This is a genomic window from Aeromonas sp. MR19 (assembly GCF_963899305.1).
Taxonomy (GTDB): Bacteria; Pseudomonadota; Gammaproteobacteria; order Enterobacterales; family Aeromonadaceae; genus Aeromonas; species Aeromonas bestiarum.
In genome coordinates this window covers 25,847-48,281 of record NZ_CAWQWZ010000021.1, presented here as the reverse complement: position 1 = coordinate 48,281, position 22,435 = coordinate 25,847, and the positions used below count along the sequence as shown (strand labels likewise).

The window sequence follows — 22,435 nt, the reverse complement described above, 5'->3', positions numbered from 1 at the left end:
TTCTGGGTTATAACAAGGTAACAAGGTGTGAGAGGCCATGGATGGAACAGCTCGAGATCTTCCCGCTGCAGAGCCCCTGCATAGGGGTATGCGAAGTGAACAACAAGGGCTACTGCAAGGGCTGCCTGCGCAATCGGGAGGAGCGCTTCAACTGGCTCACCATGACCCCCGCCGAGCAGCAGGAGGTGATGCGCCTGTGCCGCAACCGCAAGGCCCGGGTCGACGCCGCCCGTCGCAAGGCGCAAGAAGCCATCCAGGCCAGTGAGCAAGCGCAGGCCGGCTGGGATTTTTGAATCCCCCTCTCACCTCCCTCTTTTATCCCTTTCTCATCAGCCATAAAAAAAGCGGCCCGCAGGCCGCCTTGTCACTCATGGTTGTGAGCTTGTCACGCCGTCGCCAGCTTGGCCTGCGCTTCGCCGCGCTTGAGCATGGCGTAGCCAACTCCGGTCACCAGGGAGCCTGCCGCTATGGCCAGTATGTACATGAACACATGGCTGATGGCGTTCGGGATGAAGAGCACGAACAGACCACCGTGAGGGGCAACCAGCTCGCAGCCGAACAGCATGGAGAGCGCACCGGTCAGGGCGCCCCCCGCCATGCAGGCCGGGATGACGCGCATCGGATCCTTGGCGGCAAACGGAATGGCCCCCTCGGAGATGAAGCACAGACCCAGTACGAAGGAGGCCTTGCCCGCTTCCTGCTCCGCCTTGATGAACTTGGCGCGGGCCAGGAAGGTGGCGATCCCCATTCCCAGTGCCGGCACCATGCCGGCGGCCATCACGGCAGCCATGGGAGCATAGGTCTTGGAGGCCAGCAGGCCTACCCCGAAGGCGTAAGCGGCCTTGTTGACCGGGCCACCCATGTCGAAGCACATCATGGCACCGATAATGACACCCAGCAGCACGGCGTTGGCAGAGCCCATGTTGTTGAGGAAGGTGGTCATGGCACTCATGATGCCCGCAACCGGACCGCCCACCACGTAGATCATCACCAGACCGGTAAACAGGCTGGCAACCAGCGGAATGATGAGGATGGGCTTGAGCGCTTCCAGGGTCACCGGCAGGCGCACCTTGTCACTCAGGTACTTGGCACAGTAACCGGCCAGGAAACCGGCGACGATACCGCCGAGGAAGCCGGCGCCGAGAGAACTTGCCAGCATACCGCCTATCATGCCGGGCGCCAGACCCGGACGGTCGGCGATGGAGTAGGCAATGTAACCGGCCAGTACCGGGATCATCAGGGCGAAGGCCGAGCCACCGCCGATCTTCATCAGGGCGGCAGCCAGGGTTCCCTCAACCTTGAACGCCTCGATCCCGAAGATGAAGGAGATGGCGATGATGAGGCCACCGGCCACCACCATGGGCAGCATGAAGGAGACACCGGTCAGCAGGTGCTTGTAAGGGCCGGCCTTCTCCTCTTTCTTGGGCTGGCTGGCACCGCTGTGGCGATAGAGTGTTGCTTCGGTCCATGCCTTATCCAGCTCGGCACGGGTCTTCTTGAGCGCAGCGCCCGTGCTGGTGCGATAGACGGGCTTGCCATCGAAGCGGGCCATGTCCACTTCGATGTCGGTGGCGAGGAACACCAGATCGGCGGCGGCAATCTCATCCGCGGTCAGGGCATTCTGGGCACCGACCGAGCCTTGGGTCTCGACGCGGATCTGGTGGCCCAGCTGCTTGGCCATGGTTTCGAGCGCTTCCGCCGACATGAAGGTGTGTGCCACCCCGGTCGGACAGGCGGTAACAGCGACAATGCGCTTGGCACCGGTTGTCGGCTTGGCAACGACAGGGGCCGCCTGATGGCGATAGACGCTGGCACCGCTGCTGGCGGCGTCAAGCACGGCGGCCGGATCCTGCAGCGCCAGATCCATGCTCCCCTGATAGACACGCTTGCCGTCATAGGCGGCGAGATCCACTGGGCTACTTGCCACCACCAGCACCAGGTCGGCGGCGGCAATCTGCTCCTTGCTCGGCACCTGACGAGGTTGCACGCTGGAGCCGACATCGAGGGTGAGCTCCCAGCCCGCCAGTTTGGCCTGCTGTTCTATCCGTTTTGCAGCGAGAAAGCTGGTGGCAATGCCCGCCGGGCAAGCCGTAACCAGAATTGCTTTCATTGGGCATCTCCTGAGTTTTCCATTGAGGGGGTATTGAGTCGGGTCGGGGCAAGGTCATCCAGACGTTGCACACGCACTTGCTCGAGTAAAGGTGTCAGTACATCGATATCACTAAAACCGACCGCGATCTGACTGACCGCCAGCGCCGAGACGGCGGTGGCCAGACGCAGGGTCTGCTCCGGTGCCCAGCCGAGGCTGAGGCCGTGGGCCAGCCCCGCCACCAGGGAGTCGCCGGCACCAACGGTGCTGACGACCTTCATGCGCGGCGGGATGGCCTGCCAGGTGGCATCCGGACCAAACCAGACCAGGCCGTCGGCGCCGTTGGAAATCACCACATGGGCTATCCCCTGGGCCTGCAGCTCGCGGGCACACTCGGCCTGCTCGCTCAGGGTCTTGATGGGGCGACCGGCCCATTGCTCAAGCTCTTCCAGATTGGGTTTGATCAGGGTCGGCGCTGCCTTGATGCCTTCCGTCAGGGCCAGGCCGCTACAATCGAAGATCACCTGCTTACCCTTGGCCTTGAGCAGGCGAATGAGGCGAGCACAGTAATCGGGGACAACCCCCTTGGGCAGGCTGCCGGCCAGCACAAACCAGTCTGCCTGCGGCGCCAGCTCATCGATGGCCGCCTCAAGGGCCGCCACTTCACCCTCATGGATGGTGAGCCCCGGCAGGTTGAGATCCGTAACCCGACCCGATTGCTCCGAGATCTTGACGTTGATACGGGTGCTGCCCGTCACGCGAACAAAGTGATCGGCCAGGGCCCGCTCGGCAAACAGGGTGACGAAGCTCTGCTGGTTGCCCTCGCCGAGCCAGCCGGTCAATCCCACGTCACGGCCCAAGTCTTTCAAGACCATGGCAACGTTGATCCCCTTGCCCGCGGCGCGCAAATTGGCTTCGCTCACCAGATTCACTTCGCCCAGGCTCATGGCCTCGAGGCGAGCGGTGAGATCCAGCGCGGGGTTGAGGGTGATGGTCACTATGTCCATCAGTGCGCCCCCTCGCCCAGCCCGGCAGCGATGGCCGCGCCAATGCCCTTGAGGGCCGCTTCGGCATCCGCCCCTTCGGCGCGAAACGCCAGACGGTGGCCACACTTGACGCCGAGGCCAATCACCTTCATCAGGCTCTTGGCGGAGACCGCTTCACCGCTACCGTCCAGATTCGCCACCCGGATGTCGGACTCGAACTCCTTGGCCACCTTGACCAGCATGGCGCCCGGACGGGCGTGCAGGCCATGGGGATTGATGATGGTGAAGGTCTCGGAAAGACCGCTCGCCGGCCCCGCCTGCAGCATGGCCAGCCCTTCGCTGCCAGTCAGGGTGGCAAGCTGACCTGCGGCAGCCAGTTTGGCCAGATTCTCCAGCTGCGGCAGATGGCTGGCATCGGCGGCGCACAGCAGCAGCAGGGCACTGACCGGCAGTTCCCCTGCCTGCAACTGCGCGCTCGGGGTCGCCACGACCCAGCCGGTCTGGGCCGCGGGTGTACGGGCCAGCCAGACGCCATCGCCCAGATAGACGGGCTCGCTTGCCAGCAGGGAAGTGACCATGGCGGCCTCCCCCCAACCGGCGGATTTGGCGCGGGCGGCAGCGCCCAGCAGCAGCTGGTCGCGATCGTCGGCAGGGAAGTCGGCCAGGGTCAGGAACTGCACCTCTTTGGCGGTCGTGGCCCCGGTCAGAATAGCGATGATGGTGTCGGCATCGGCGGCATTTTTAAGGGCCTCGGCCGCCTGCTCGTCACCCAGCACGTGGGTGAGCTGACGCAAGATGCCCAGATGCTCGTCGGATTTGGCGGCGATGCCGATGGCCACATAGGCAATCTGCCCCTGGTCCCACTCGATGCCCTGAGGGAATTGAGCCACCATGACCCCCGTGCTTTTCACCAGATGACGGGTGTCCGTGGTGCCGTGGGGAATGGCAATGCCGCTGCCGAGGTAGGTGGCGTGCTGCGCTTCCCGCGCCAGCATGCCGTCCACATAACCAGCTTCCACCAGACCGGCTTCGGTCAGTTTGCCTGCCAGCAGGGCGATGGCATCCGCCTTGGTCGCCACCGATTGCCCCAGCAATATCTGCTGCTGCGCCAACTTCAACATAGAGATTCTCCATCAGGTTCCAGGCTGGCCGTGCGGCTCGCCGGATCAACACAATAAAAAGTTTGGGTCATTTACCTGCTGACAATAGACCGGATTGCATCCCTTCGGGAGCAGCCGGGGTTTTTATCCCCGGTCATCGATTGTCTGCTGACAAGCTGAATCGTTTCACTTACACTCAGACTGAATCGTTTCAGCCAATTGATCAAGTACCCACAAAGAGTGCTTTTCAATGATATGATCCCGCGCACACTTTTCGGTGCCCTCACCTGGCAGTGACCGTGGGCCTTGCAACTCAAACAGAGCCAATATGATGAAACTGGATGAAATCGCCGCCCTCGCCGGTGTCTCGCGCACCACGGCCAGCTATGTGATCAATGGCAAGGCCGATCAGTACCGCATCAGTCAGGCGACCCGTGACAAGGTGATGGCCGTGGTCACGGCCCACAACTACCAACCGGACAGCCGCGCCGCCTCCCTGCGCGGCGGCCAGACCAAGACCCTCGGCTTTATCCTGCCCGACCTTGAGAACGCCAGTTACGCCAAGCTCGCCAAGCGCCTCGAACAGGGTGCCCGGGCCCAGGGCTATCAGTTGCTGATCGTCTGCTCGGAAGATGAGCCGGCCACCGAGAAGGAGCTGGCCGAGATGCTGGCCAGCCGTCATGTGGATGCCCTGCTGGTGGCCAGCTGCCTGCCACCGGACGATCCCTTCTATCCGCGCCAACAGGCGCGCGGCATCCATGTGCTGGCCATCGACCGGGCCATGGCCGCCGACAAGTTCGTGACCGTCGCCAGTGAAAACCAGAAGGCGAGCTTTGATCTCACCGCCTCCCTGCTCACCCCGGCGCTCAAGCACATCGCCTTGATCACCGCGCTGCCGGCGCTCACGATCAGCCAGGAGCGAAAAGCGGGCTTCGAGCAGGCCGTCGCCAGCCACAACGCCACGCGCCATCTGTGCGAGGGGGCCCACTTCTCCCGCGCCGAGGGTTATCGCCTGATCAAGGAGTTGCACCAGCGACTCGGCCAGTTGCCCGAGGCTCTGGTCGCCACCTCCTACATATTGATGGAAGGGGTGCTGGACTACCTGCTGGAGCAGGAGACCGACATGAACCGACTCGCCATGGCCACCTTCGGGGACGATCGCCTGCTCGACTTCCTCCCCTTTGGCATCAACTCCCTGCCCCAGCAGCACGACGCCCTGGCCAGCCAGGCGCTGGAACTCGCCCTCAAGGCGATCAACGGCGAATACCTGTGCGGACTGCACTACGTGAGCCGGACCCTCAAGCGTCGCCGCTGACATCTCCCTTCACGCGCCGACGCTCTCCACGCCGGCGCGTTTTTCCACCAGTCAACGCCCCTTTCTGTCATCTTTTATTTCCACCTATTGCCACCTTCCAGTACAAAATCCGCCATTACAGGCTTGTTTCCACTATTTTGATCCGTTAACGTGGCAACCATCTTTTACAATCCACGGGTTTTTCGTAACGATGCGTCCACTCCGATATCGCTAGCCTCCGGTCCCGACCCCGGAGGCGCCTTGCCAGCACAGCCACTGGCACTCTTTTTTGAATACGCAGTTTCTCGATCTGGATGGACACCATGAACACCAAGACCCTGGGTTGTACCCTGTTGATTGCCGGCACCACCATAGGCGCCGGCATGCTGGCCCTGCCGCTGGCCTCCTCTTCCCTCGGCGGACCCGCCACCCTGCTGCTGATGGTCGGGCTCTGGGCCCTGATGGCCTTCACCGCCATGTTGCAGGTGGAAGCCAGCCTCAATACCGGCAAGTGGTACCTGCACCAGCTGGCGGATCACCTGCTCGGCCCCTGGGGCAAGCGCATCGCCTCCTTCTGCATCCTGATGCTGTTCTATTCGCTGGCCTCCGCCTACATCAGCGGCGGCAGCAGCCTGCTGGCTCAAGCCATGGCCGATGCCGGCATGACCGTCAGCCAGGAGCAGGCCGCCTGGGCCTTCACCCTGCTGTTCGGCGGCATGGTCTGCGTCGGCACCAAGCAGGTGGATTACCTCAACCGGCTGATGTTCACCGTGAAACTGGTGATCATGGTGGGGGTGCTGGCACTGCTGCTGCCCCGCGCCGAGGGACAACACCTGCTCTCCATGCCGCTCGGCCAGGGTCTGCTGCTGGCAGGCTTGCCGGTCATCTTCACCTCGTTCGGCTTCCACGGCTCCATCCCGAGCGTGATGCTCTACCTCGGTGATTGCCCCAAGCGGCTGCGCCGGGTGTTTGTGTGGGGCTCCGCCCTGCCGCTCATCCTCTACGTGCTGTGGCAGGTGGCCATCCTGGGCCTGCTCGGCCAGCAGACCCTGCTTCAGACCGGCGGGGCGCTGGACAGCCTCTTGGCCAACGTCGGCAACCTGGTCAGCTGGCCCGCCTTCAACCAGGCCATGCACCTGTTTGCCGATCTGGCGCTCGCCACCTCCTTCCTCGGGGTGACGCTGGGGCTGTTTGACTTCATGGCCAAGGTGACCCGCCGCAAGGACAACTGGCAGGGCCGCAGCCAGACCGGCCTCATCACCTTCGTGCCGCCCCTGCTGTTCGCCCTCTACTTCCCGCAAGGCTTCATCATGGCGCTGGGTTACGCCGCCATCGCGCTGGCGGTGCTGGCGGTGCTGCTGCCGGTGACCCTGGTGTGGCAGAGCCGCAAACGGGCCGAGGCGCACCACTACCGCGCCCCGGGCGGCGTGCTGGCCCTGGGCCTGGCCGGCGCCATGGGCGTGTTGATCGTGGGCGTGCAGGTGAGTGTCAGCCTCGGCTACTTGCCCGCGCTGTAAGCGTCCCGCTCCTCTCATACCAATGAAAAGCCCCGCCAATCTGGCGGGGCTTTTCATTGGGCACGATAACAAAAGCAGCTCCGAGTATCGCCCGCAGCTGCTCTGCTACTGCGGTTTAACGAGCCGAGACTGTGATGCTGGCCAGGTCGATCAGGTTGACCGCTCCGCCCTGCCCGCCGGCATCGTTGTAGGTCGCGTTCGCCTTCAGATAGCTCATGTTATAGAAATCACTCACCTGGATATCGTACTGCCCCGCCGGCACCGCGACGATGACGGGGGTAGAGTCGCGCAGCGGCTTGAGGTCGCCATCCTGCATCACGTGGGGCATCTGCACCATGCCGCTCGCGACCACCTTGCCATTGCTGAGCACGGACACCCGCTTCACCCCGTTGGTCACCCCCAGGTTGATGGCGTGCTGGGCATTGTTGTATTGCAGGCGAATGGCGCGCTTGCCATCCAGGGTGACGCCCCGCACCAGCAGGGTATCTTCCGGGCGGCCCCAATCCTTCAGATAGGGCACGGGAATGGCCGTATCAGCTGCCGTGAGGGTGCCGGTATGCGAGACCGCGTCGGCATCGACCGCGATGCGCTGGAGCTCGGGCTGGTAGCACACCGGCTTGGCGTGATGGGAGCGGTTGCCAGACTCGGGGTAGATGGCCTCCGCGCTGTAGCAATAGGCCATGCCCGGTTGCGGTGCCAGATCGTCGACCCAATCCCTCGCCGCATCGAGCCCGGCGGCCACCAGCTTGCCATCCCGATAGATGTTGTAGCTGAGCGTCCCTTTATTGACGCTGTCGTGCAACCCGACAACCAGCTTGCCCCCTTGCTCGGTGACCCCCAGCAGGGTGGGCTCGGTCGGTGCGAACACCTCGCGGTTTTCCACATCCAGCGGCGCCACGTCCTCGATCAGGCGGATCCCTTGTTCATCGGCCACCCCGGCGCCCAGCTGAACCTCGATCAGATTGCTGACCGCCAGCATATCCTCGGTGATCAGCTCACCCACGGGGGCACCATTGAGCGCTATGCCCCGCACCGGGTAGTAGCTGCCCTCCTCCCCGGCTTCGGGGAGCAGCAACTTGATCTCGATCTGCTTGCCGCGGTAGTTCAGCCCCTTGAGCGCCGCTTCCGGCTTGGCCCCCATCAGCTTGTGCAGGTGGGCGGTGACAAAGGGTGAAACTCGGATCCCCTGCTCTTCCACCTTGTAGCCAAAGAGGGTGCTGGTCACCATGCCGAGATAGCCGCCAACGGACCAGAGCTGGCGCTGAGAGTTGATAACCGGGCCCGTCAGGTCGGGATGGGTCAGATCCATCAGGGAGGGCTGACCGGAGAGCCACTCCAGGTTCTCCATGTTGGAGAGGTTGAGCGCGGCCCCGCGCATCAGGGAGTCGACATGGCGGTCGGCCACGGCCACGTTCTGCACCCTGGCGGCGGCTTTCAGCCCATAGGCGGAGACAAAGGGCCAGATGGCGCGGTTATGGTAGACCGGCATGTCGGGCTGCTGCGGGAAATAAACCGGGGCGCCATAAGGCCCCATGGGATAACGGCTGACGATCTCTCTGGCCTGCTCCTCATCGGCAATGCCCGCCAGTATGGCAAGGGACTCCCCGAGCAGGTCGAACTTGTAGGCCGGGCTCGGATCCGTATTGGTGTTGATCAGGCTGGCATACATCTTCTCATCCGCCAGCCAGAAGCCGTGATTGATGGCCTGCTTGAGCTCGGCCGCCCATTGGCTGTAGCGGGTCACCAGTTCATCCTGGCCCAGCTCGGTGGCCAGACGCGCCGCCAGCCTCAACCCCTGATAATGGAGCACGTTGGTGGAGAGGGACTTGCTCATGCCGATGTGGGCTATGTCTGCGGTGATCCACTTGGCATAGGTCTGATCACGCCAGTCGAGGAAGGATTGCTCCCCGCCATAGAGGCCATCGCCCTTATCGAAGGCCGCCAGGCGATCGCTCTCTATGGTATTGCGCAACCCCTCGAACGCCTCGGGCAGGAAGGCACTGCGCTCCCCGGCAGGCAAGGCCGCCAGCACCTGCTCGGCCGCCAGCGCCCAGCCCATGCGGTCTGTGCTGATGGGCCAGCTGCCCCCCGTCCCCGTATCCTGGATGATCTGGCGTCCCTGCGGGATCAGGCCGTCGAGGCCCTGCTTCAGCTCGGCTCTGAAATCGGAGAGCTTGAACTGCAAGGAGTTTCGCGCCCGTTGCGGATCCAGGACCCCCAGCCCCAGATCGGTGGCGTAGGAGAGATCCCGCGTCCAGACATAATGCCACTTGGCACCGGTTTCGAAGCAGTCACAGGGGATCGCCTGACCGCCGCCGTAACTGCCATCCTTGACCTGGGCCACGCTGTTTTGCCGCATCTCGTGCATCGCCAGCGCAAACAGGGCGTCAAACACCATGTCGCCCGAGCGCAGTCGGGGCAGATCGGCCTGCTCCTGATACGTGGTGAAGCTATCCCCCGGATCCCGCAACTCCTGGGTCGTCGACTGGGCATAGTCACGATAGTCGGCCCCGACCTGCTTGACCGAGAAGGTGGCCACCTCCTTGACCCCGGGTTTATGGGTCTGGTACTCCAGCTTCTCGATAAGATCATGCCCTTCATGAGGGTTGATCATGCCAAGATCCTCGTCGGTCGCCGCACTGACCAACAGCCAGGGAGCCTGCTCATCCTGACTCGCATCGAGGACAAACTTGTAATATCCCGCCTGCGACACCGACAGGGACGCCAGCTGGCAGCTGCTGTCACAGCGCTGCATCCTGACGCTTTCATTTAATGAAATGGCGCCGCGGGAACCAAAGCCGATCCCATCCTGCGCGGATGCCATCTTTATCTTGTGCTCCCCCGGGGCCAGCTTGGCGACCACCACATAGCGCTTGTCACCCTGGTAGACCATCTGCAAGAGAGGTTCGAGATTGCCATCTACACCCTTCAGATAGAGGCTCTCGCCGTAATTGGGGTCATCGCGCACCATGGCAAATTCGATGACGGGCGCCGCCAGATCGGCGTTGGTCACCTTGACCTGAATATCGAGCAACCCTTTTTCGGTCACAACCAGACGGTTGTTCTGGCCATTATTCTGGTAATACATGGGGTAGCGCTGATCCGGGAAAATACTGGTCTCTTTGCGGCTGTCGGCAGAAAAATCAGGATATTTTGTCCACTCCGGGCCCCCTACCTTGAAGGGCGACATGCCTGAATTCATCTTCAGGTTATCCAACCGATAGACCCCGTCCTTGAAAACCAGCTTGAATTTGTCTGCGCGATCCCAGCCGCTGAATTCCCCGACCAGATAGAGATCGAAATCCCAAGGGGCCTTCACCTCTGGTTTGACCGTATTGTCATTATCGAAAGATGAGCCATTATCGTTACAACCGGACAAGATGACGCCGCCGCATAATAATGCCACGGATAAAGCCAATGGATGGATTTTCATATATTCCCTTCGTTACTTTATTTTTTGTTATTTGAATGACAACAATAAAAATTGTTTTCACAGCTTACACCCGCATGTCTGGAAGGAAACATAGATGAGCTGACTGGCGAGATAGATGTGCTCTATAACGGCATGAAATTGCGTGATCGCACGCACTAAAATGGCGCTATTGCTGGCCAAAACGAATGGAAAACAACGTGAAGAGACACACATAAAAACCATTTCTGGCGATACGGTGGCGATTGACAGTCTCGCATGCTTGCACTAGCGTTGCGCTCCGCCTGACCCTGAACGGACGCCGTTTTCCGTGGACAAACATCTAAGACAATTCATCGAGGTCGCGACCCACAAGAGTGTGAGTCTGGCAGCCAGACATATGGGGCTGAGCCAACCGACGCTGACCCACAACATGAAGAAACTCGAAGAGAGCCTGGACACGACCCTGCTGATCAGGCACGCCGGCGGCGTGACGCTGACCGCCGCCGGGGAGCTGCTGCTGACACAAGCCCGCGTGATGCAGCGGATCTATGATGATACCCTCAGGCGGCTCGCGATTCTTCGCGAGCGAGCGGCCCTGCCACTGAGAGTGGGTACCGGCCATGCCTGGTGGCAGCATGTGCTGCAACCTGTCACTCTGCACTATCGAGCAGCCAATCCATCCTGTGCCATCAATATCGAGGTCGGCAATCACCTACGGCTATTGGATCTGCTCCTTGGCAATCATATCGACCTGTTTCTGGGACATGAGATCCATGGTCTGGATAAACATTACAGCCTGATATTCATCCCGTTATTTACCTCCAGCGATGCCATATTTGTCAGGGCCGGGCATCCCCTCCTGGGGAAAGTATGCAGCAAGCAGGATCTGGTAAATTACCCCAGCCTGTTGATCACCACGGATGAGCCGCAATATCTTCATCTGGTCGAGGACCTGGCAAGAAAGAAACAAGATCAGGCAGCTATGCAGCTCAATGACAAAATAATTTATACCTGCAATTCGCTGATGGCTGGCATTGACATGGCAAAGACCAGCAATGCCGTCATGCCCTATCCAGGCAGCATGGCGAGTTATTTCGCCCAATTCGGCATAGTCCCGCTCGACATGGATGAGGAATATAACAAAGGGGTTATCGGCATCTATATTTCTCGTGAGAAAATGGATGAGCCCCATATTCACACCCTGTGCCAACAGATCCAGACGCAAGTCAGCAAGCATGACTACTTGATTGCCAGCTGCTGAAGCCAGGATGGGCTCCCTCTACTCTGGGCGGCAACCCCAGCCACCGGGGATGGCGGTGAACGACAGACGCAAAAAAGCCCTGCCAATCTGGCAGGGCTTTTTATATCAACCTGTGACGCTGGGAGGTGTTACCTCACTCGCTTACTGGTTGTGGGTAGCGCGACGGGGGCGGCGAGCCTGGGCCGGTTTGCCGGCGCCATCGGCCGGACGCTGTCCGCCCTGCGGCTTGGGCTTGCCACCGTTACCGGTGCGGGCACCGCCGGCGTTGCCGCCATTGGCGGAGCGACCGGCGCCCTGACGCTGGCCCTGACCCTGAGGACGCGGCGCAACACGGCGCTGCTCGCTCGGATCACGGGGCTCTTTGCGCAGCGGCGCGCCTATACCACGGGCGATGTTGTCCAGGGTTTCGCGGGAGGCTTCGAAGCCGGCCACCTGCTCGCACGGGATGTTCTGCTTGGTCAGACGCTCGATGGCTTTGATAAGTTTGCCTTCATCAGCCGCGACCAGGGAGATGGCGTGACCGGCGGCACCGGCACGACCGGTACGACCGATACGGTGTACATAGTCTTCCGCCACGTTGGGCAGCTCGAAGTTGACCACTTGCGGCAACTTGTCGATGTCCAGACCACGGGCGGCGATGTCGGTCGCAACCAGCACCTTGACGCTACCTTCCTTGAAACCGGCCAGAGCACGGGTTCGGGCACCCTGGCTCTTGTTGCCGTGGATGGCGGCGGCGCTGACGCCGTTCTTGTCGAGGGTCTCGGCAACACGGTTGGCCATGTGCTTGGTACGGGTGAACACCAGTACCTGCTGCCAGTCGTTGCTGGTGACCAGATGGCTCAGCAGACCGATCTTGTTGGCCTTGTCGCACGGGTGAACCAGCTGCTCGATGCGCTCGGCCGTGCTGTTGCGCGGCGCCACTTCGATCACGGCCGGGTTGTTGAGCAGGCCGGTGGCCAGCTCGCGGATCTCGTCGGCGAAGGTCGCGGAGAAGAGCAGGTTCTGACGCTGCTTGGGCATCAGGGCCAGGATCTTGCGGATGTCGCGGATGAAGCCCATGTCGAGCATGCGATCCGCTTCGTCCAGCACCAGGATCTCGACTTCGTCGAACTTGACGGCGTTCTGGTTGTAGAGGTCCATCAGGCGGCCCGGGCAGGCAACCAGCACGTCCAGACCACGGCGAGTCGCCATCATCTGCGGGTTGATGCTGACACCGCCGAAGACCACGTGGCTGCGCATCGGCAGATGTTTGCCGTAGTTGCGCACGCTCTCGCCCACCTGGGCGGCCAGCTCACGAGTCGGGGTCAGTACCAGGGCGCGGATCCGGTTGGGAGAAACTTTACGCTTGCTCTCCATCAGACGCTGCAGCATCGGCAGGGTAAAGCCTGCGGTCTTGCCGGTCCCTGTTTGGGCCGCCGCCATCAGGTCGCGACCAGCCAGAACGGCGGGGATCGCTTGCAGCTGAATGGGAGACGGGGTGTCGTAGCCTTGCTCGGCAACGGCACGCAACAAGGGTTCGGCCAGACCGAGGGAAGAAAAACTCATAATTACCTGCTAGGGATAGTGGCGCCGGGGATTTGTGGTGGGGCTCCTCTGCTGAGCCGATGCCATCTCACAAGTTCTGGGCCTATTGAGAAAACAACGATTTCCCCGGGGAGCAGAGCAAAGGGGAAAGAATAGAGGCGCAGTCTAACGGAGTTGCCGTGGATAAACGAGAGAAATGTGATGTTCATCCCAGCGCGAACCGAAAAAGTGGGTCACCTTCCCGCTCGCAGATCCTGCCTCAGAACTCATTCGAATCAGGCTATGCTTGATGCCAGCAACAGACGACCATCATTTCAGTCCCCGAACAAGGAGGTTCAGGCTCATGGCTGCACATATCACAAGCAAGTGTCGTCGCTGGCGTCAGGCAGGCCTGCTGCTGCTGGCACTGGGCCTGAGCCTGCCGCTCGGGGCCAAGACCAGGCTGTCGGTGGCCTGGGGCCACTGGCCGCCCTTTAGCTACATCAACCCTCAAGGATCGCTGGATGGGCTGGATGTGACCCTGACCCGCCAGATCCTGAGCCAGGCCGGGCTGGAGGCGCGCTTTCGCAACCTGCCCTGGGCCCGGGCCCTGCACCTGATCAAGCAGCAACAGCTGGATCTGGCCATGGGAGCGCTCGATACCCCGGATCGGCGCGAGTTCGCCCGCTTCTCGGCCCCCTACCGGCGCAGTACCTTCGTGCTGCTGAGCCACAACCCCATTCCGGGCCATGCCGATCCCTGGCAAGGCATCCAGAGCCTCCCCGCCCTGTGCCAGCAGACGCAACTGCATCTGGGCAAGCTGCGTGGCACCCGCCCCACCCAGCGGATGGAGCACTGCCCGGCCCTCAAGGGCGCCAACGACTACAACACCGACGACAGGTTGATCGAGCTGCTGCTGGCTCGTCGCCTGGATGGGGTCATCATGGAGTGGCAATACGCGCGTTATCGGCTGCAACAGCTGGGGGCGGATGGCTTCATCCGCTGCCAGTTGTTGCTGCACCATCAGCCGGTCAGCCTGATGTTTGCCAAAGAGGCGGTGAGCGAGGCAGAGCTCGCCCGGGTCAATGACGCCATCGCCGCCCTTCCCTCGCCCGGCAGCGGCTTTGCCCCGCCTCCATGCCGGTTTGACAATCCAGAGAGTGAGGAAGCCGCGCCCAGACCAGACACGGCCCAGGCCCGTCAGCCCTAGGCGGCGAGATCCATAAAAAAGGCGACCCTGGGGTCGCCTTTTTGCGCTGCCTGTGACTGCGTCATTGCGTATTTTTCTGCGCCACCGTTCGATCAGTTGGCGGGGTAGGCAGGCCGATCAGCGCAGTTGGGGCGTATGGGTCAGCACACCCTGATTCTGGGCTCGATGGCGCAGCAGGTGATCCATCAACACCAGCGCCAGCATGGCTTCGGCGATGGGCACGGCGCGGATGCCGACACAAGGATCGTGACGACCCTTGGTGATCATCTCGATAGCCTCGCCCTCGGTATTGATGGTCTTGCCCGGCACTGTGATGCTGGAGGTGGGTTTGAGCGCCATGCTCACCACAATATCCTGACCGGACGAAATCCCGCCCAGAATACCGCCCGCATGGTTGCTGGCAAAGCCGGCCGGGGTCATCTCGTCGCGATGTTCGGAGCCTTTTTGCTCCACCACGGCAAAGCCGTCGCCTATCTCCACCCCTTTCACGGCATTGATACCCATCATGGCGTGGGCTATGTCGGCATCGAGCCGGTCGAACACCGGCTCGCCCAGGCCCACCGGCACCTTGCTGGCAATGACCTGTACCTTGGCACCGACACTGTTGCCCTCTTTTTTCAGGTCACGCATGTACTGATCGAGCGCCTCCAGCTTGCCCGCATCGGGGAAGAAGAAGGGGTTCTGCTCAATCTGCGCCGCGTCGAACGCCTCGGCCTTGATGGGGCCGAGCTGGGAGAGGAAGCCGGTGATCTCGATGCCGTGCATCTGCTTGAGATACTTCTTGGCGATGGCCCCCGCAGCCACCCGCATGGCGGTCTCACGGGCGGAGGAGCGACCGCCGCCCCGATAATCCCGCTGACCGTATTTCTGGTGGTAGGTGTAATCGGCATGGCCCGGGCGGAACACATCCTTGATGTCGGAGTAGTCCTTGGAGCGCTGATCGGTATTCTCGATGAGCAGCCCGATGGAGGTGCCCGTGGTCTTGCCCTCGAACACCCCGGAGAGGATCTTCACCTCATCCGGTTCACGGCGTGGCGTGGTGTAACGGGAGGTGCCGGGCTTGCGCCGATCCAGATCTCCCTGCAGATCCGCTTCGCTGATTTCAAGTCCCGGCGGGCAGCCGTCGACCACAGCGCCCAGCGCCAGGCCGTGGCTCTCGCCAAAGGTGGTGACCCGAAAGAGTTGGCCAAAACTGTTCCCTGCCATGGGTGCTCCTTGCTGCTTAGCTCTTGTAAATCGCGAAATGGTCCCGGTATTGCTCCAGCTCGGCCCTGGTCATCACGAACACGCCGTGACCACCGTTCTCGAACTCGACCCAGGTAAAGGGCACTTCCGGGAACTGGGCTTCCAGGTGGATCATGCTGTTGCCCACCTCGACCACCAGCACGCCGTCATCCTTGAGGAAGTCGGCGGCATTGGCCAGCAGGCGCTTGGTGAGCTTGAGGCCATCCGAGCCGGAGGCCAGCGCCAGTTCCGGCTCGTGACGAAACTCTTCCGGCAGATCCGACATGTCTTCGGAGTCCACATAGGGCGGGTTGGAGACGATGAGATCGTACTTGTCACCGGCGGGCAGATCGCGCATCAGATCGGAGCGGATCGGAATGACCTGCTGTTCCAGACCGTGATCGGTGATGTTGCGCTCGGCCACGTTCAGCGCATCCACGCTGATGTCGATGGCGTCCACTTCCGCATCCGGGAATTCGTGGGCCATGATGATGGCGATGCAACCGGAACCGGTACAGAGATCCATGATCCGGGTCGGCTCATGCTTGAGGAAGGGGGCGAAGCGGTTGGCCACCATCTCGGCGATGGGGGAGCGCGGGATCAGCACCCGCTCGTCCACGTAGAACTCCCAACCGGCATACCAGGCCTTGTTGGTCAGGTAGGCGGCCGGCACGCGCTCCTGCACGCGGCGAATGATGAGCTCGGCGATGCGATGACGCTCGCTGGTGGTCAGACGGGAGTGGCGCATGCCCGGATCCGCGTCCGGCGGCAGATGTAGCGCGGGCAGTACCAGCTGCACGGCCTCATCCCAGGCGTTGTCGGTACCATGTCCGTAGAAGATCCCGGCGTCGTTGAAACGACTCATGGCCCAGCGCAACATGTCCTGGATGGTGTGCATCTCGGCAACCACCTCATCGATAAATATCTTGTCCAAATCCACCTCCAAGTCGAGTAATATCCGGCCCGAGAAACCTATATAGCGAGCAAGACGAGTACCTGATGAAAAAAACGCCCTCACCGACGATCGAGGAAAGCCTGCTGTTTCGCGATGCTGTCAAAGGTACCCGGAAAATTAAGCAAGATACCATAAGGGCCGACCTGCGCCCGGTCAAGCAGAAACGCGAACTGCGTGAAAGCCGCGAAAAGCTTGGGGTTGGCCACTTTTTCAGCGACGAGTACCAGCCCCATCTGGACGAGGATGGCCCGACCCGTTACGTGCGTGACGATGTGTCAAAATTCGAGCTGAAGAAGCTCAAACGCGGCATCTATCCGCCGGAGATTTATCTGGATCTGCACGGCATGAACCAGAACCAGGCAAAACAGGAGCTGGCCGCACTGCTCACCCTCTGCCAGAAAGAGAACATCCACGTCGCCTCCGTGATGCACGGCATCGGCAAACACATCCTCAAGCAGCGGATCCCGAGCTGGCTGGCCCAGCACCCCAATGTGCGCGCCTTCCACCAGGCCCCCCGCGAATGGGGCGGCGACAGCGCCATCCTGGTGCTGCTGGATATAGAAGAGTAAACGGCCACAGACAAAGGGTGACAGCCCCCTGCCGATGACACCACCTTGATGCCCCTTGCCGTCAGTGCCTGCCACCTGCATCACACACCTGGGCTCATGTCCCAATAAAAAACCACCGCTGCCCGCCGGTGGTTTTTTATTGGCCTGGCCGGATCTGCGTCAGCCCGCCACCTCCACGTAGCGTTTGAAGTTGTTCAAAATGCCCTGCCAGCCCGCTTGCTGCTGTTCACGGCTATGCGCGGACTCGGCGTCAAAGTCCAGGCTCACCAGGGTGGCACCTTGCTCCTCGACGAAGCGCACATCCACAGCCCGTCCGTCATCCATCACATAGGCAAGCCGGGTTGGTGCCTCGACCAGGGTGAAGGTGCCTTCGAAATCGAAGGCGGCACTGCCATCCCTGGCCGCCATGTGATGACAGAAACGACCACCCACCACCAGATCGACCCGGCTGCGCGTGGTGTGCCACTCATCGGAGGCGGCATTCCATTTGACGACACAGTCCGGGTCATTCCAGGCCCACCAGACGGCGTCTATCTCCTGCTCGATACGCGCATCAATGCTGATCTTCATCCCTCTCTCCTTGCCTCGATTGACATCCCTTGCCAGCGGCGGGCCTCGACACCGAGGCCGCCTCTGCGAACACACCGGCGACGCGTGCGACACCCAAGTCAACAGAGTAAAGCCCAGCAACGCCCCCTGAGCCAGTCACCCCTGCCACGGCTTGACTCACGCCATGGCGGATCCTGACGCATGCCATGATTGGTGGAAAAACGCCCACACTGTACTGAATATCAACGTGTTATTCGCAGTGGAGGTTGCATGTTCACACAGGGATCCCATGCCGACATCAAGTCGTCTCTCGATGCCATCGGTGCCGCTTCGATGAGCTGGTGAAGCGTTCAATCTTGCAGGCTCGGGCGACTGAAACGTATCAGTGGCCCGCTTGATGCGTGCACCACGACCAAGCTGCCACCGTTAGGCAATTGCCAGTCGAAAAAATCGGAGAATCCCGTGGTCGTGAGAGCGCGGATCACTTTTGCCACCACCCCGTGCGCCACCAGCAAGACCCGCTCGCCCTGCGCCTCCTCGGCAAGCCTGGTCAACCCCAGTGACACCCGCGCAATCACGGCATCCAGCGACTCCCCTTCCGGGGGCGCTGCTGTCCAGCGCCGGGTAATATTGCGCGCCCACAGCGCGGGATAACGCTCCCTCGCCTCTGCCTGGGTCAGCCCTTCAAATACCCCCACATGACGTTCACGAAAGGCGGGCACTATCCGGGCAGGCAGCGCCAGCGTGCGCGAGACAAGTTCGGCACTCTGCCTTGCCCGCAGCAGAGGCGAAGTCAGCAACCGCTGAAACGGCGCCTCCGTCGCCGCGAGCAGCTGCGCCAATCTGGCGACTTGCGCAACTCCCGTGTCGTTCAGCCCGACATCCAGCGCCCCCAGATAACGCCCCTCGGCATTGGCCTGGGTCTCACCATGGCGGATCACCACCAGTTCCATCATTTGTCCTTGTCTGTCAACGTCATCGCATCAGCACCTTTCTCATCAGGGCTTGGGCGCAAACTGCTCGAACACCTGCTGGCCGGTCAGGGTGGGCGTCTCGTTCTTCAACTCGTAGAAGTCTGGCTTCTCATCGATGAAGATCTGGCTCGCCAGCTGAAAATCGTCCCGCTGGAAGAGGCCGGCCGGCACTATGTATTCATCCGTCGGCAGCAGGTGATAGAAGAGGTGGGTGCCGCAGGTGGGGCAAAAGCCGCGCTCCGCCCATTCCGAGGAGCGATAGGCCACAGGCGCCATCCCGCTGAAACGCACGTCCTTGCCGCAGTGCACCGCAAACAGGGGACCGCCGGACCAGCGCCGGCAGGTGGTGCAGTGGCAGAGGTTGACCTCCTGATGATCCCCGCTCGACACCAGGATCCCGCCGCACAAACAATGTCCTTGCATAACGCCTCCCTGACAAAATGGATCCAAGCCGTTCTTCGGCCATATTTCGCATCAGATGAGTACCACGCCTGTCGCGCCCTCGCCATTAACTGCCTCACAAAACACGGCACGGATCCAGCCAGTTCACCGCATCTGGGGGGGCGCGGCCTCTCCCTGTCGGCCAAGGAGGGACGCGCGCGCCACGGCCTGCTCGTTACCCATCATCTCGCAAGCATTTCTTGAAACGCATCTCTCCCTCCTTCTGAATGCCATCCTCCATCCAGCCAAGATGGCGATAAAAACCGTTGGCCCTGACCCGGAGATCCGCATCGGTCAGCAGCCACACCTCGGTGCACCCTTCGGCACTGAGCCAGCATTCGGCAGCCTGCATCAAGCGGCGCCCCAGCCCCCTGCCCTCATGACTCTGGCGCACAAACAGGGCAAATATGGTGGCGTCACCGGCCTCTGCCATCGCAAACGCCACCACCTGGTCCCCATCACAGGCCACCCAGCCTCGCCCGCTTCCGGTGAGCATGCCGGGCAAGGTGGCGGGGGTGATCCCCACTGCGGCCAGCTCCAGGAGGGACATCTGGTTCTCTCGCACACTGGTACGCACCTCGAACATCGCCGGGACATCCGCCGGGGTAGCAATACGTATCGTCATAACACCTGCTTGTCTGTGCCGAGCCGGACCCCGTTTGGCCTGCCCAGCATGAATGAATGTTTGCGTCAGCGTCTGGCCGTTTCCTGCAGGGCGATCCGGTTGCCCTCGGGATCCTGAAATTCAGCCACCCTGATGATGTCGCCAACCCGGGTAACGGGATACAGACTGTTGGCACCGGCCAACAAGGCGCTGGCCATCACCTGCTCGATATCGGTCACCACCAGATAAATCCGCGTGCCATCCAGACTCGGAACATATGTCTCTCCCCTGGCCAGGGCACCGGAACACCCCTCGCTCCCTTCCGAGAGCGGGAACAACGCCATCTCGTTGCCATCTATCTCCGCTCGCTCGAACGTGATGCCAAATACGCGGGAGTAAAACCCGATGGCTCGCGTCATATCCGTTACCGGAATTTCAAAATGCATGGCGATATTCATTGTGTGGCCCCTCCTTGTTTATCCCGATTCTGCCCGCGCATCATCAAGGCCCATGTCCGATATAGCCACCTGTTTCTCAATCCACAGAGTGAGAGGCTGGCACACGACAAGATCACGCCATTATGCCGCGCCATATAGTGCAATGGATATTGTTCCAGGCACATTCTGCCAAACGAAACAGCCATTAAAATAGGCTTGATGACGGTGGAGATAAATTTCCCTGCCCCAGGTTATCGAGTGTTGGCGCGCGATAACAAGAGGCCTGCATGATGGCTGCCAGTCATCGCATCACGCTGAATGAGCAGCCATTCGTCAATATTTATGGCATCCAACCCACATCGCCAGACCAGCAAACGGCCTTTCGCCCACATATATCGCCAACAGGGAGCACCATAAGATGCCGGATATGAACAGAGGATAAATAAACCGTCTTCTTCAGGGCGAAGTCATCTCTTGATAAGCGGGAGGTGCAAGCATGGCAATTCATCTTCTGCCTAGCTGAATAAATGGCCTCTATAAGATGCAAGGGGGAGGCAATAAGCCTCCCCCTTGCCGTTCAGCCAGATATATGAAGGATCCGTGGTACAAATCTCGTTAGCCCAGGTGATGGAGCCAAGCCCTCCTTACCTAGCTGGCACCAGCGCCCAGGGATCGCCCTTGCCGGGTTCATTGCCCTGAGTCCACCACTTTGCCTGATAAATGGCACTCTTGTAGCTGACCTTGGCCCCCGCCGTATAGACGGCGGTCGCGCTCCAGGCCGGCGCGTCCCCGATCGGCGGATCGACCGGATCCACGGGGGCCGGATCCAGCTTGGCCACCACCCGCACCTTGGGCCAGTTGGCATGGGAGCCGTAGAAGTTGGTCACACACTTCTCGTAATCCCCCGGCACCAGGGCCGAATAGGCGGTCTGAAACCCCACCAGCTCACATTCGAAGGAGTAACCGCCGGGTCTGTCCGGGTAGTACTTCCAGTTGCCATCCCAGTTGGTATAAAGCACATCGGTGGCGCCATTCAGATTCAGGCTGCCATAAGGGGTCTGCTGCCAGCAGGTGTTCTTCTCGTCGGCCTTGACGGGGATCTGGTAATGCTCGGCCAGCCCCTCCCAATAACGGATCCGGTTGACCGGCTGGCCCTTGTCCTTGTTCTGTTCACCACACTCTATGCCACCGTTGATGACGTTGATGGTGGTGCCAAAGCCGTAGCCGATGCCCGCCGCTATTTCGCGCTGGGAAGGCACCCAGGTGCGATCGATCACGTGCAGCATGGCAGGCTTGGGGGCCTGGGGGGTGAGGAAGAACCAGATGGCGGACGCCAGATTCAGCCAGGAGTCGGCGACCCGCCCCGGATCGCTCAGCAGCACCGAGGCATCACCCGCAAACATGGCCTCGGAGAAGGCGCCGTAGTTGAAGTGATAAGAGAGCTGCTTTGCGCCGCGTCCGAAATAGCCCTGCCCCGTGCTGCAGGGCCACTTCTTGTTCTGCCAGTCATTCTGGCCGCAACCCGTGGTGTAACCCGCCTGCCCCTCTGACCACCCCATTTCGCGCACATGCACCAGCGCCTGTTGCCACTCCTCCAGCGCCAGCGGATTGTCGGATATATTGTTCTTGCTGATATGCCCGCCCGTCTCCTGGGCAAAATGGGCGAAGGCCGTCACTATGGATTTTTTGCAGATGGCATCCGAATCCCGGCCATCGGTATATTCACCACAAAAAGCCGGGAATTTACCTATGGCCCGCAAGAAGCGTTCATAGGTATATTCAGGTGCCGCCATCTGGGTCAAATATTCCCAGTCCGACTCCGTGAATACCCGCTCGACCCGTTTGACGTTATCCGGATTGCTGGCCGCTCTTGGTATGATGGCATCGACAATATTATTGGGCCGTGTCGCCAATGCTTTTGACCAGACCCCGTACATGGGATTGGCTGTCTTTGCTTTTTCAACTGCCGCCAGATCCGGTGCGGCAATCACATATCCACCGGCATTTTGTGGATCGGGCTGAATATTCATGGCGGCATAGCTTGGAAATGCGCAGGCAGCAGCAACCAGCCAGGCGCATTGCGTGGGTTTGAACATGGGGCACAGTCCTTGTCTCGGAAAAGTTCATCCCGAGAATAGGCCTTTTCATAACTAAATTCTCATCAAAAATTAAGAAATAAAACGGATCTGTGAGCCATTTCACTCTCTGGGCGCAACGCCATAAAATACATAAAAAACAGATGTACCGACTGACGCAAAGGGCACTGTGATATGCCTTGTAAAGGCCGATGAAAAATAATAGCAACCCGCA

The 22,435-nt window shown here is 60.9% G+C and carries 19 protein-coding genes; 6 read left to right on the top strand and 13 right to left on the bottom strand.

The genetic code is table 11. The annotated features are described in order from the left end of the window. Window positions 1–41 precede the first annotated feature (41 nt). Window positions 42–293, top strand: a complete 252-nt coding sequence (locus tag AACQ95_RS13010; RefSeq protein WP_098984007.1) for a DUF1289 domain-containing protein — start codon at window positions 42–44, stop codon at window positions 291–293. 92 nt (window positions 294–385) lie between these two features. Here AACQ95_RS13010 and fruA read toward each other — a convergent pair whose 3' ends face one another. From fruA to fruB, 3 genes are read right to left on the bottom strand one after another with little or no spacing between them, the layout of a single operon-like run. Further along, window positions 386–2,110 (bottom strand): PTS fructose transporter subunit IIBC, encoded by a 1,725-nt coding sequence (gene fruA, locus AACQ95_RS13005; protein ID WP_241278700.1) that lies wholly within the window; start codon window positions 2,108–2,110, stop codon window positions 386–388. Continuing rightward, window positions 2,107–3,096: a 1-phosphofructokinase gene (gene pfkB / locus AACQ95_RS13000; RefSeq protein WP_241278699.1), complete on the bottom strand. Its 990-nt coding sequence runs from the start codon at window positions 3,094–3,096 to the stop codon at window positions 2,107–2,109. Before pfkB ends, fruA begins: the two co-directional genes overlap by 4 nt. Further along, complete coding sequence (fruB, locus tag AACQ95_RS12995; protein ID WP_241278698.1) at window positions 3,096–4,196, bottom strand: fused PTS fructose transporter subunit IIA/HPr protein; 1,101 nt, start codon at window positions 4,194–4,196, stop codon at window positions 3,096–3,098. Before fruB ends, pfkB begins: the two co-directional genes overlap by 1 nt. 307 nt (window positions 4,197–4,503) lie before the next feature. Here fruB and cra point away from each other — a divergent pair, with 307 nt between their 5' ends. Both cra and AACQ95_RS12985 read left to right on the top strand, forming a co-directional pair. Continuing rightward, window positions 4,504–5,490, top strand: a complete 987-nt coding sequence (gene cra, locus AACQ95_RS12990; RefSeq protein WP_241278697.1) for a catabolite repressor/activator — start codon at window positions 4,504–4,506, stop codon at window positions 5,488–5,490. 302 nt (window positions 5,491–5,792) lie between these two features. Further along, complete coding sequence (locus AACQ95_RS12985) at window positions 5,793–6,986, top strand: aromatic amino acid transport family protein (RefSeq protein WP_241278696.1); 1,194 nt, start codon at window positions 5,793–5,795, stop codon at window positions 6,984–6,986. Between the two features lie 115 nt (window positions 6,987–7,101). Here AACQ95_RS12985 and AACQ95_RS12980 read toward each other — a convergent pair whose 3' ends face one another. Further along, window positions 7,102–10,203 carry an MGH1-like glycoside hydrolase domain-containing protein gene (locus tag AACQ95_RS12980; protein WP_339357903.1) on the bottom strand — a complete coding sequence of 1,034 codons (3,102 nt, stop codon included), beginning with the start codon at window positions 10,201–10,203 and terminating at the stop codon, window positions 7,102–7,104. A 523-nt stretch (window positions 10,204–10,726) separates the two neighbouring features. On the opposite strand from AACQ95_RS12980, the gene AACQ95_RS12975 reads away from it, so the two are divergent. After that, complete coding sequence (locus AACQ95_RS12975) at window positions 10,727–11,659, top strand: LysR family transcriptional regulator (protein WP_241278694.1); 933 nt, start codon at window positions 10,727–10,729, stop codon at window positions 11,657–11,659. Window positions 11,660–11,800: 141 nt separating this feature from the next. On the opposite strand, the gene AACQ95_RS12970 is transcribed toward AACQ95_RS12975, so the two are convergent. Further along, window positions 11,801–13,204: a DEAD/DEAH box helicase gene (locus AACQ95_RS12970; RefSeq protein ID WP_043555822.1), complete on the bottom strand. Its 1,404-nt coding sequence runs from the start codon at window positions 13,202–13,204 to the stop codon at window positions 11,801–11,803. A gap of 322 nt (window positions 13,205–13,526) precedes the next feature. Here AACQ95_RS12970 and AACQ95_RS12965 point away from each other — a divergent pair, with 322 nt between their 5' ends. Beyond that, entirely contained in the window at window positions 13,527–14,372 is an 846-nt protein-coding gene (locus AACQ95_RS12965) for a substrate-binding periplasmic protein (RefSeq protein ID WP_241278693.1), read from the top strand. Window positions 14,373–14,489: 117 nt separating this feature from the next. Here AACQ95_RS12965 and aroC read toward each other — a convergent pair whose 3' ends face one another. Continuing rightward, the gene (aroC, locus tag AACQ95_RS12960; protein WP_043555824.1) at window positions 14,490–15,578 is read right to left on the bottom strand and encodes a chorismate synthase; all 1,089 of its coding nucleotides are present in this window, start codon (window positions 15,576–15,578) and stop codon (window positions 14,490–14,492) included. A gap of 16 nt (window positions 15,579–15,594) precedes the next feature. Further along, window positions 15,595–16,530: a 50S ribosomal protein L3 N(5)-glutamine methyltransferase gene (gene prmB, locus AACQ95_RS12955; protein ID WP_043142017.1), complete on the bottom strand. Its 936-nt coding sequence runs from the start codon at window positions 16,528–16,530 to the stop codon at window positions 15,595–15,597. Window positions 16,531–16,595: 65 nt separating this feature from the next. On the opposite strand from prmB, the gene smrB reads away from it, so the two are divergent. Next, on the top strand, window positions 16,596–17,120 hold the full coding sequence (gene smrB / locus AACQ95_RS12950) for an endonuclease SmrB (protein WP_005315464.1): 525 nt from the start codon (window positions 16,596–16,598) through the stop codon (window positions 17,118–17,120). A gap of 159 nt (window positions 17,121–17,279) precedes the next feature. Here smrB and AACQ95_RS12945 read toward each other — a convergent pair whose 3' ends face one another. The 6 genes from AACQ95_RS12945 to AACQ95_RS12920 all read right to left on the bottom strand — a co-directional run bounded on the left by AACQ95_RS12945 (window position 17,280) and on the right by AACQ95_RS12920 (window position 22,221). After that, the gene (locus AACQ95_RS12945) at window positions 17,280–17,690 is read right to left on the bottom strand and encodes an SRPBCC domain-containing protein (RefSeq protein WP_241278692.1); all 411 of its coding nucleotides are present in this window, start codon (window positions 17,688–17,690) and stop codon (window positions 17,280–17,282) included. Window positions 17,691–18,019: 329 nt separating this feature from the next. Beyond that, window positions 18,020–18,622, bottom strand: a complete 603-nt coding sequence (locus AACQ95_RS12940; protein ID WP_241278691.1) for a histidine phosphatase family protein — start codon at window positions 18,620–18,622, stop codon at window positions 18,020–18,022. 45 nt (window positions 18,623–18,667) lie between these two features. Then, complete coding sequence (locus AACQ95_RS12935) at window positions 18,668–19,066, bottom strand: GFA family protein (RefSeq protein ID WP_241278690.1); 399 nt, start codon at window positions 19,064–19,066, stop codon at window positions 18,668–18,670. Window positions 19,067–19,259: 193 nt separating this feature from the next. Continuing rightward, complete coding sequence (locus tag AACQ95_RS12930; RefSeq protein ID WP_241278689.1) at window positions 19,260–19,709, bottom strand: GNAT family N-acetyltransferase; 450 nt, start codon at window positions 19,707–19,709, stop codon at window positions 19,260–19,262. Window positions 19,710–19,774: 65 nt separating this feature from the next. Next, window positions 19,775–20,146: a VOC family protein gene (locus tag AACQ95_RS12925; RefSeq protein WP_241278688.1), complete on the bottom strand. Its 372-nt coding sequence runs from the start codon at window positions 20,144–20,146 to the stop codon at window positions 19,775–19,777. Between the two features lie 623 nt (window positions 20,147–20,769). Next, the gene (locus AACQ95_RS12920; RefSeq protein WP_241278687.1) at window positions 20,770–22,221 is read right to left on the bottom strand and encodes a chitinase; all 1,452 of its coding nucleotides are present in this window, start codon (window positions 22,219–22,221) and stop codon (window positions 20,770–20,772) included. Between the last annotated feature and the right edge of the window lie 214 nt (window positions 22,222–22,435).

What these genes read in the sequence shown, in the direction of transcription:
- AACQ95_RS13010 (WP_098984007.1), top strand. Translation starts at nt 42, where the DNA reads ATGGAACAGCTCGAGATCTTCCCGCTGCAGAGCCCCTGCATAGGGGTA.
- fruA (WP_241278700.1), bottom strand. Translation starts at nt 2,110, where the DNA reads ATGAAAGCAATTCTGGTTACGGCTTGCCCGGCGGGCATTGCCACCAGC.
- pfkB (WP_241278699.1), bottom strand. Translation starts at nt 3,096, where the DNA reads ATGGACATAGTGACCATCACCCTCAACCCCGCGCTGGATCTCACCGCT.
- fruB (WP_241278698.1), bottom strand. Translation starts at nt 4,196, where the DNA reads ATGTTGAAGTTGGCGCAGCAGCAGATATTGCTGGGGCAATCGGTGGCG.
- cra (WP_241278697.1), top strand. Translation starts at nt 4,504, where the DNA reads ATGATGAAACTGGATGAAATCGCCGCCCTCGCCGGTGTCTCGCGCACC.
- AACQ95_RS12985 (WP_241278696.1), top strand. Translation starts at nt 5,793, where the DNA reads ATGAACACCAAGACCCTGGGTTGTACCCTGTTGATTGCCGGCACCACC.
- AACQ95_RS12970 (WP_043555822.1), bottom strand. Translation starts at nt 13,204, where the DNA reads ATGAGTTTTTCTTCCCTCGGTCTGGCCGAACCCTTGTTGCGTGCCGTT.
- AACQ95_RS12965 (WP_241278693.1), top strand. Translation starts at nt 13,527, where the DNA reads ATGGCTGCACATATCACAAGCAAGTGTCGTCGCTGGCGTCAGGCAGGC.
- aroC (WP_043555824.1), bottom strand. Translation starts at nt 15,578, where the DNA reads ATGGCAGGGAACAGTTTTGGCCAACTCTTTCGGGTCACCACCTTTGGC.
- smrB (WP_005315464.1), top strand. Translation starts at nt 16,596, where the DNA reads ATGAAAAAAACGCCCTCACCGACGATCGAGGAAAGCCTGCTGTTTCGC.
- AACQ95_RS12945 (WP_241278692.1), bottom strand. Translation starts at nt 17,690, where the DNA reads ATGAAGATCAGCATTGATGCGCGTATCGAGCAGGAGATAGACGCCGTC.
- AACQ95_RS12940 (WP_241278691.1), bottom strand. Translation starts at nt 18,622, where the DNA reads ATGGAACTGGTGGTGATCCGCCATGGTGAGACCCAGGCCAATGCCGAG.
- AACQ95_RS12935 (WP_241278690.1), bottom strand. Translation starts at nt 19,066, where the DNA reads ATGCAAGGACATTGTTTGTGCGGCGGGATCCTGGTGTCGAGCGGGGAT.
- AACQ95_RS12930 (WP_241278689.1), bottom strand. Translation starts at nt 19,709, where the DNA reads ATGACGATACGTATTGCTACCCCGGCGGATGTCCCGGCGATGTTCGAG.
- AACQ95_RS12925 (WP_241278688.1), bottom strand. Translation starts at nt 20,146, where the DNA reads ATGAATATCGCCATGCATTTTGAAATTCCGGTAACGGATATGACGCGA.
- AACQ95_RS12920 (WP_241278687.1), bottom strand. Translation starts at nt 22,221, where the DNA reads ATGTTCAAACCCACGCAATGCGCCTGGCTGGTTGCTGCTGCCTGCGCA.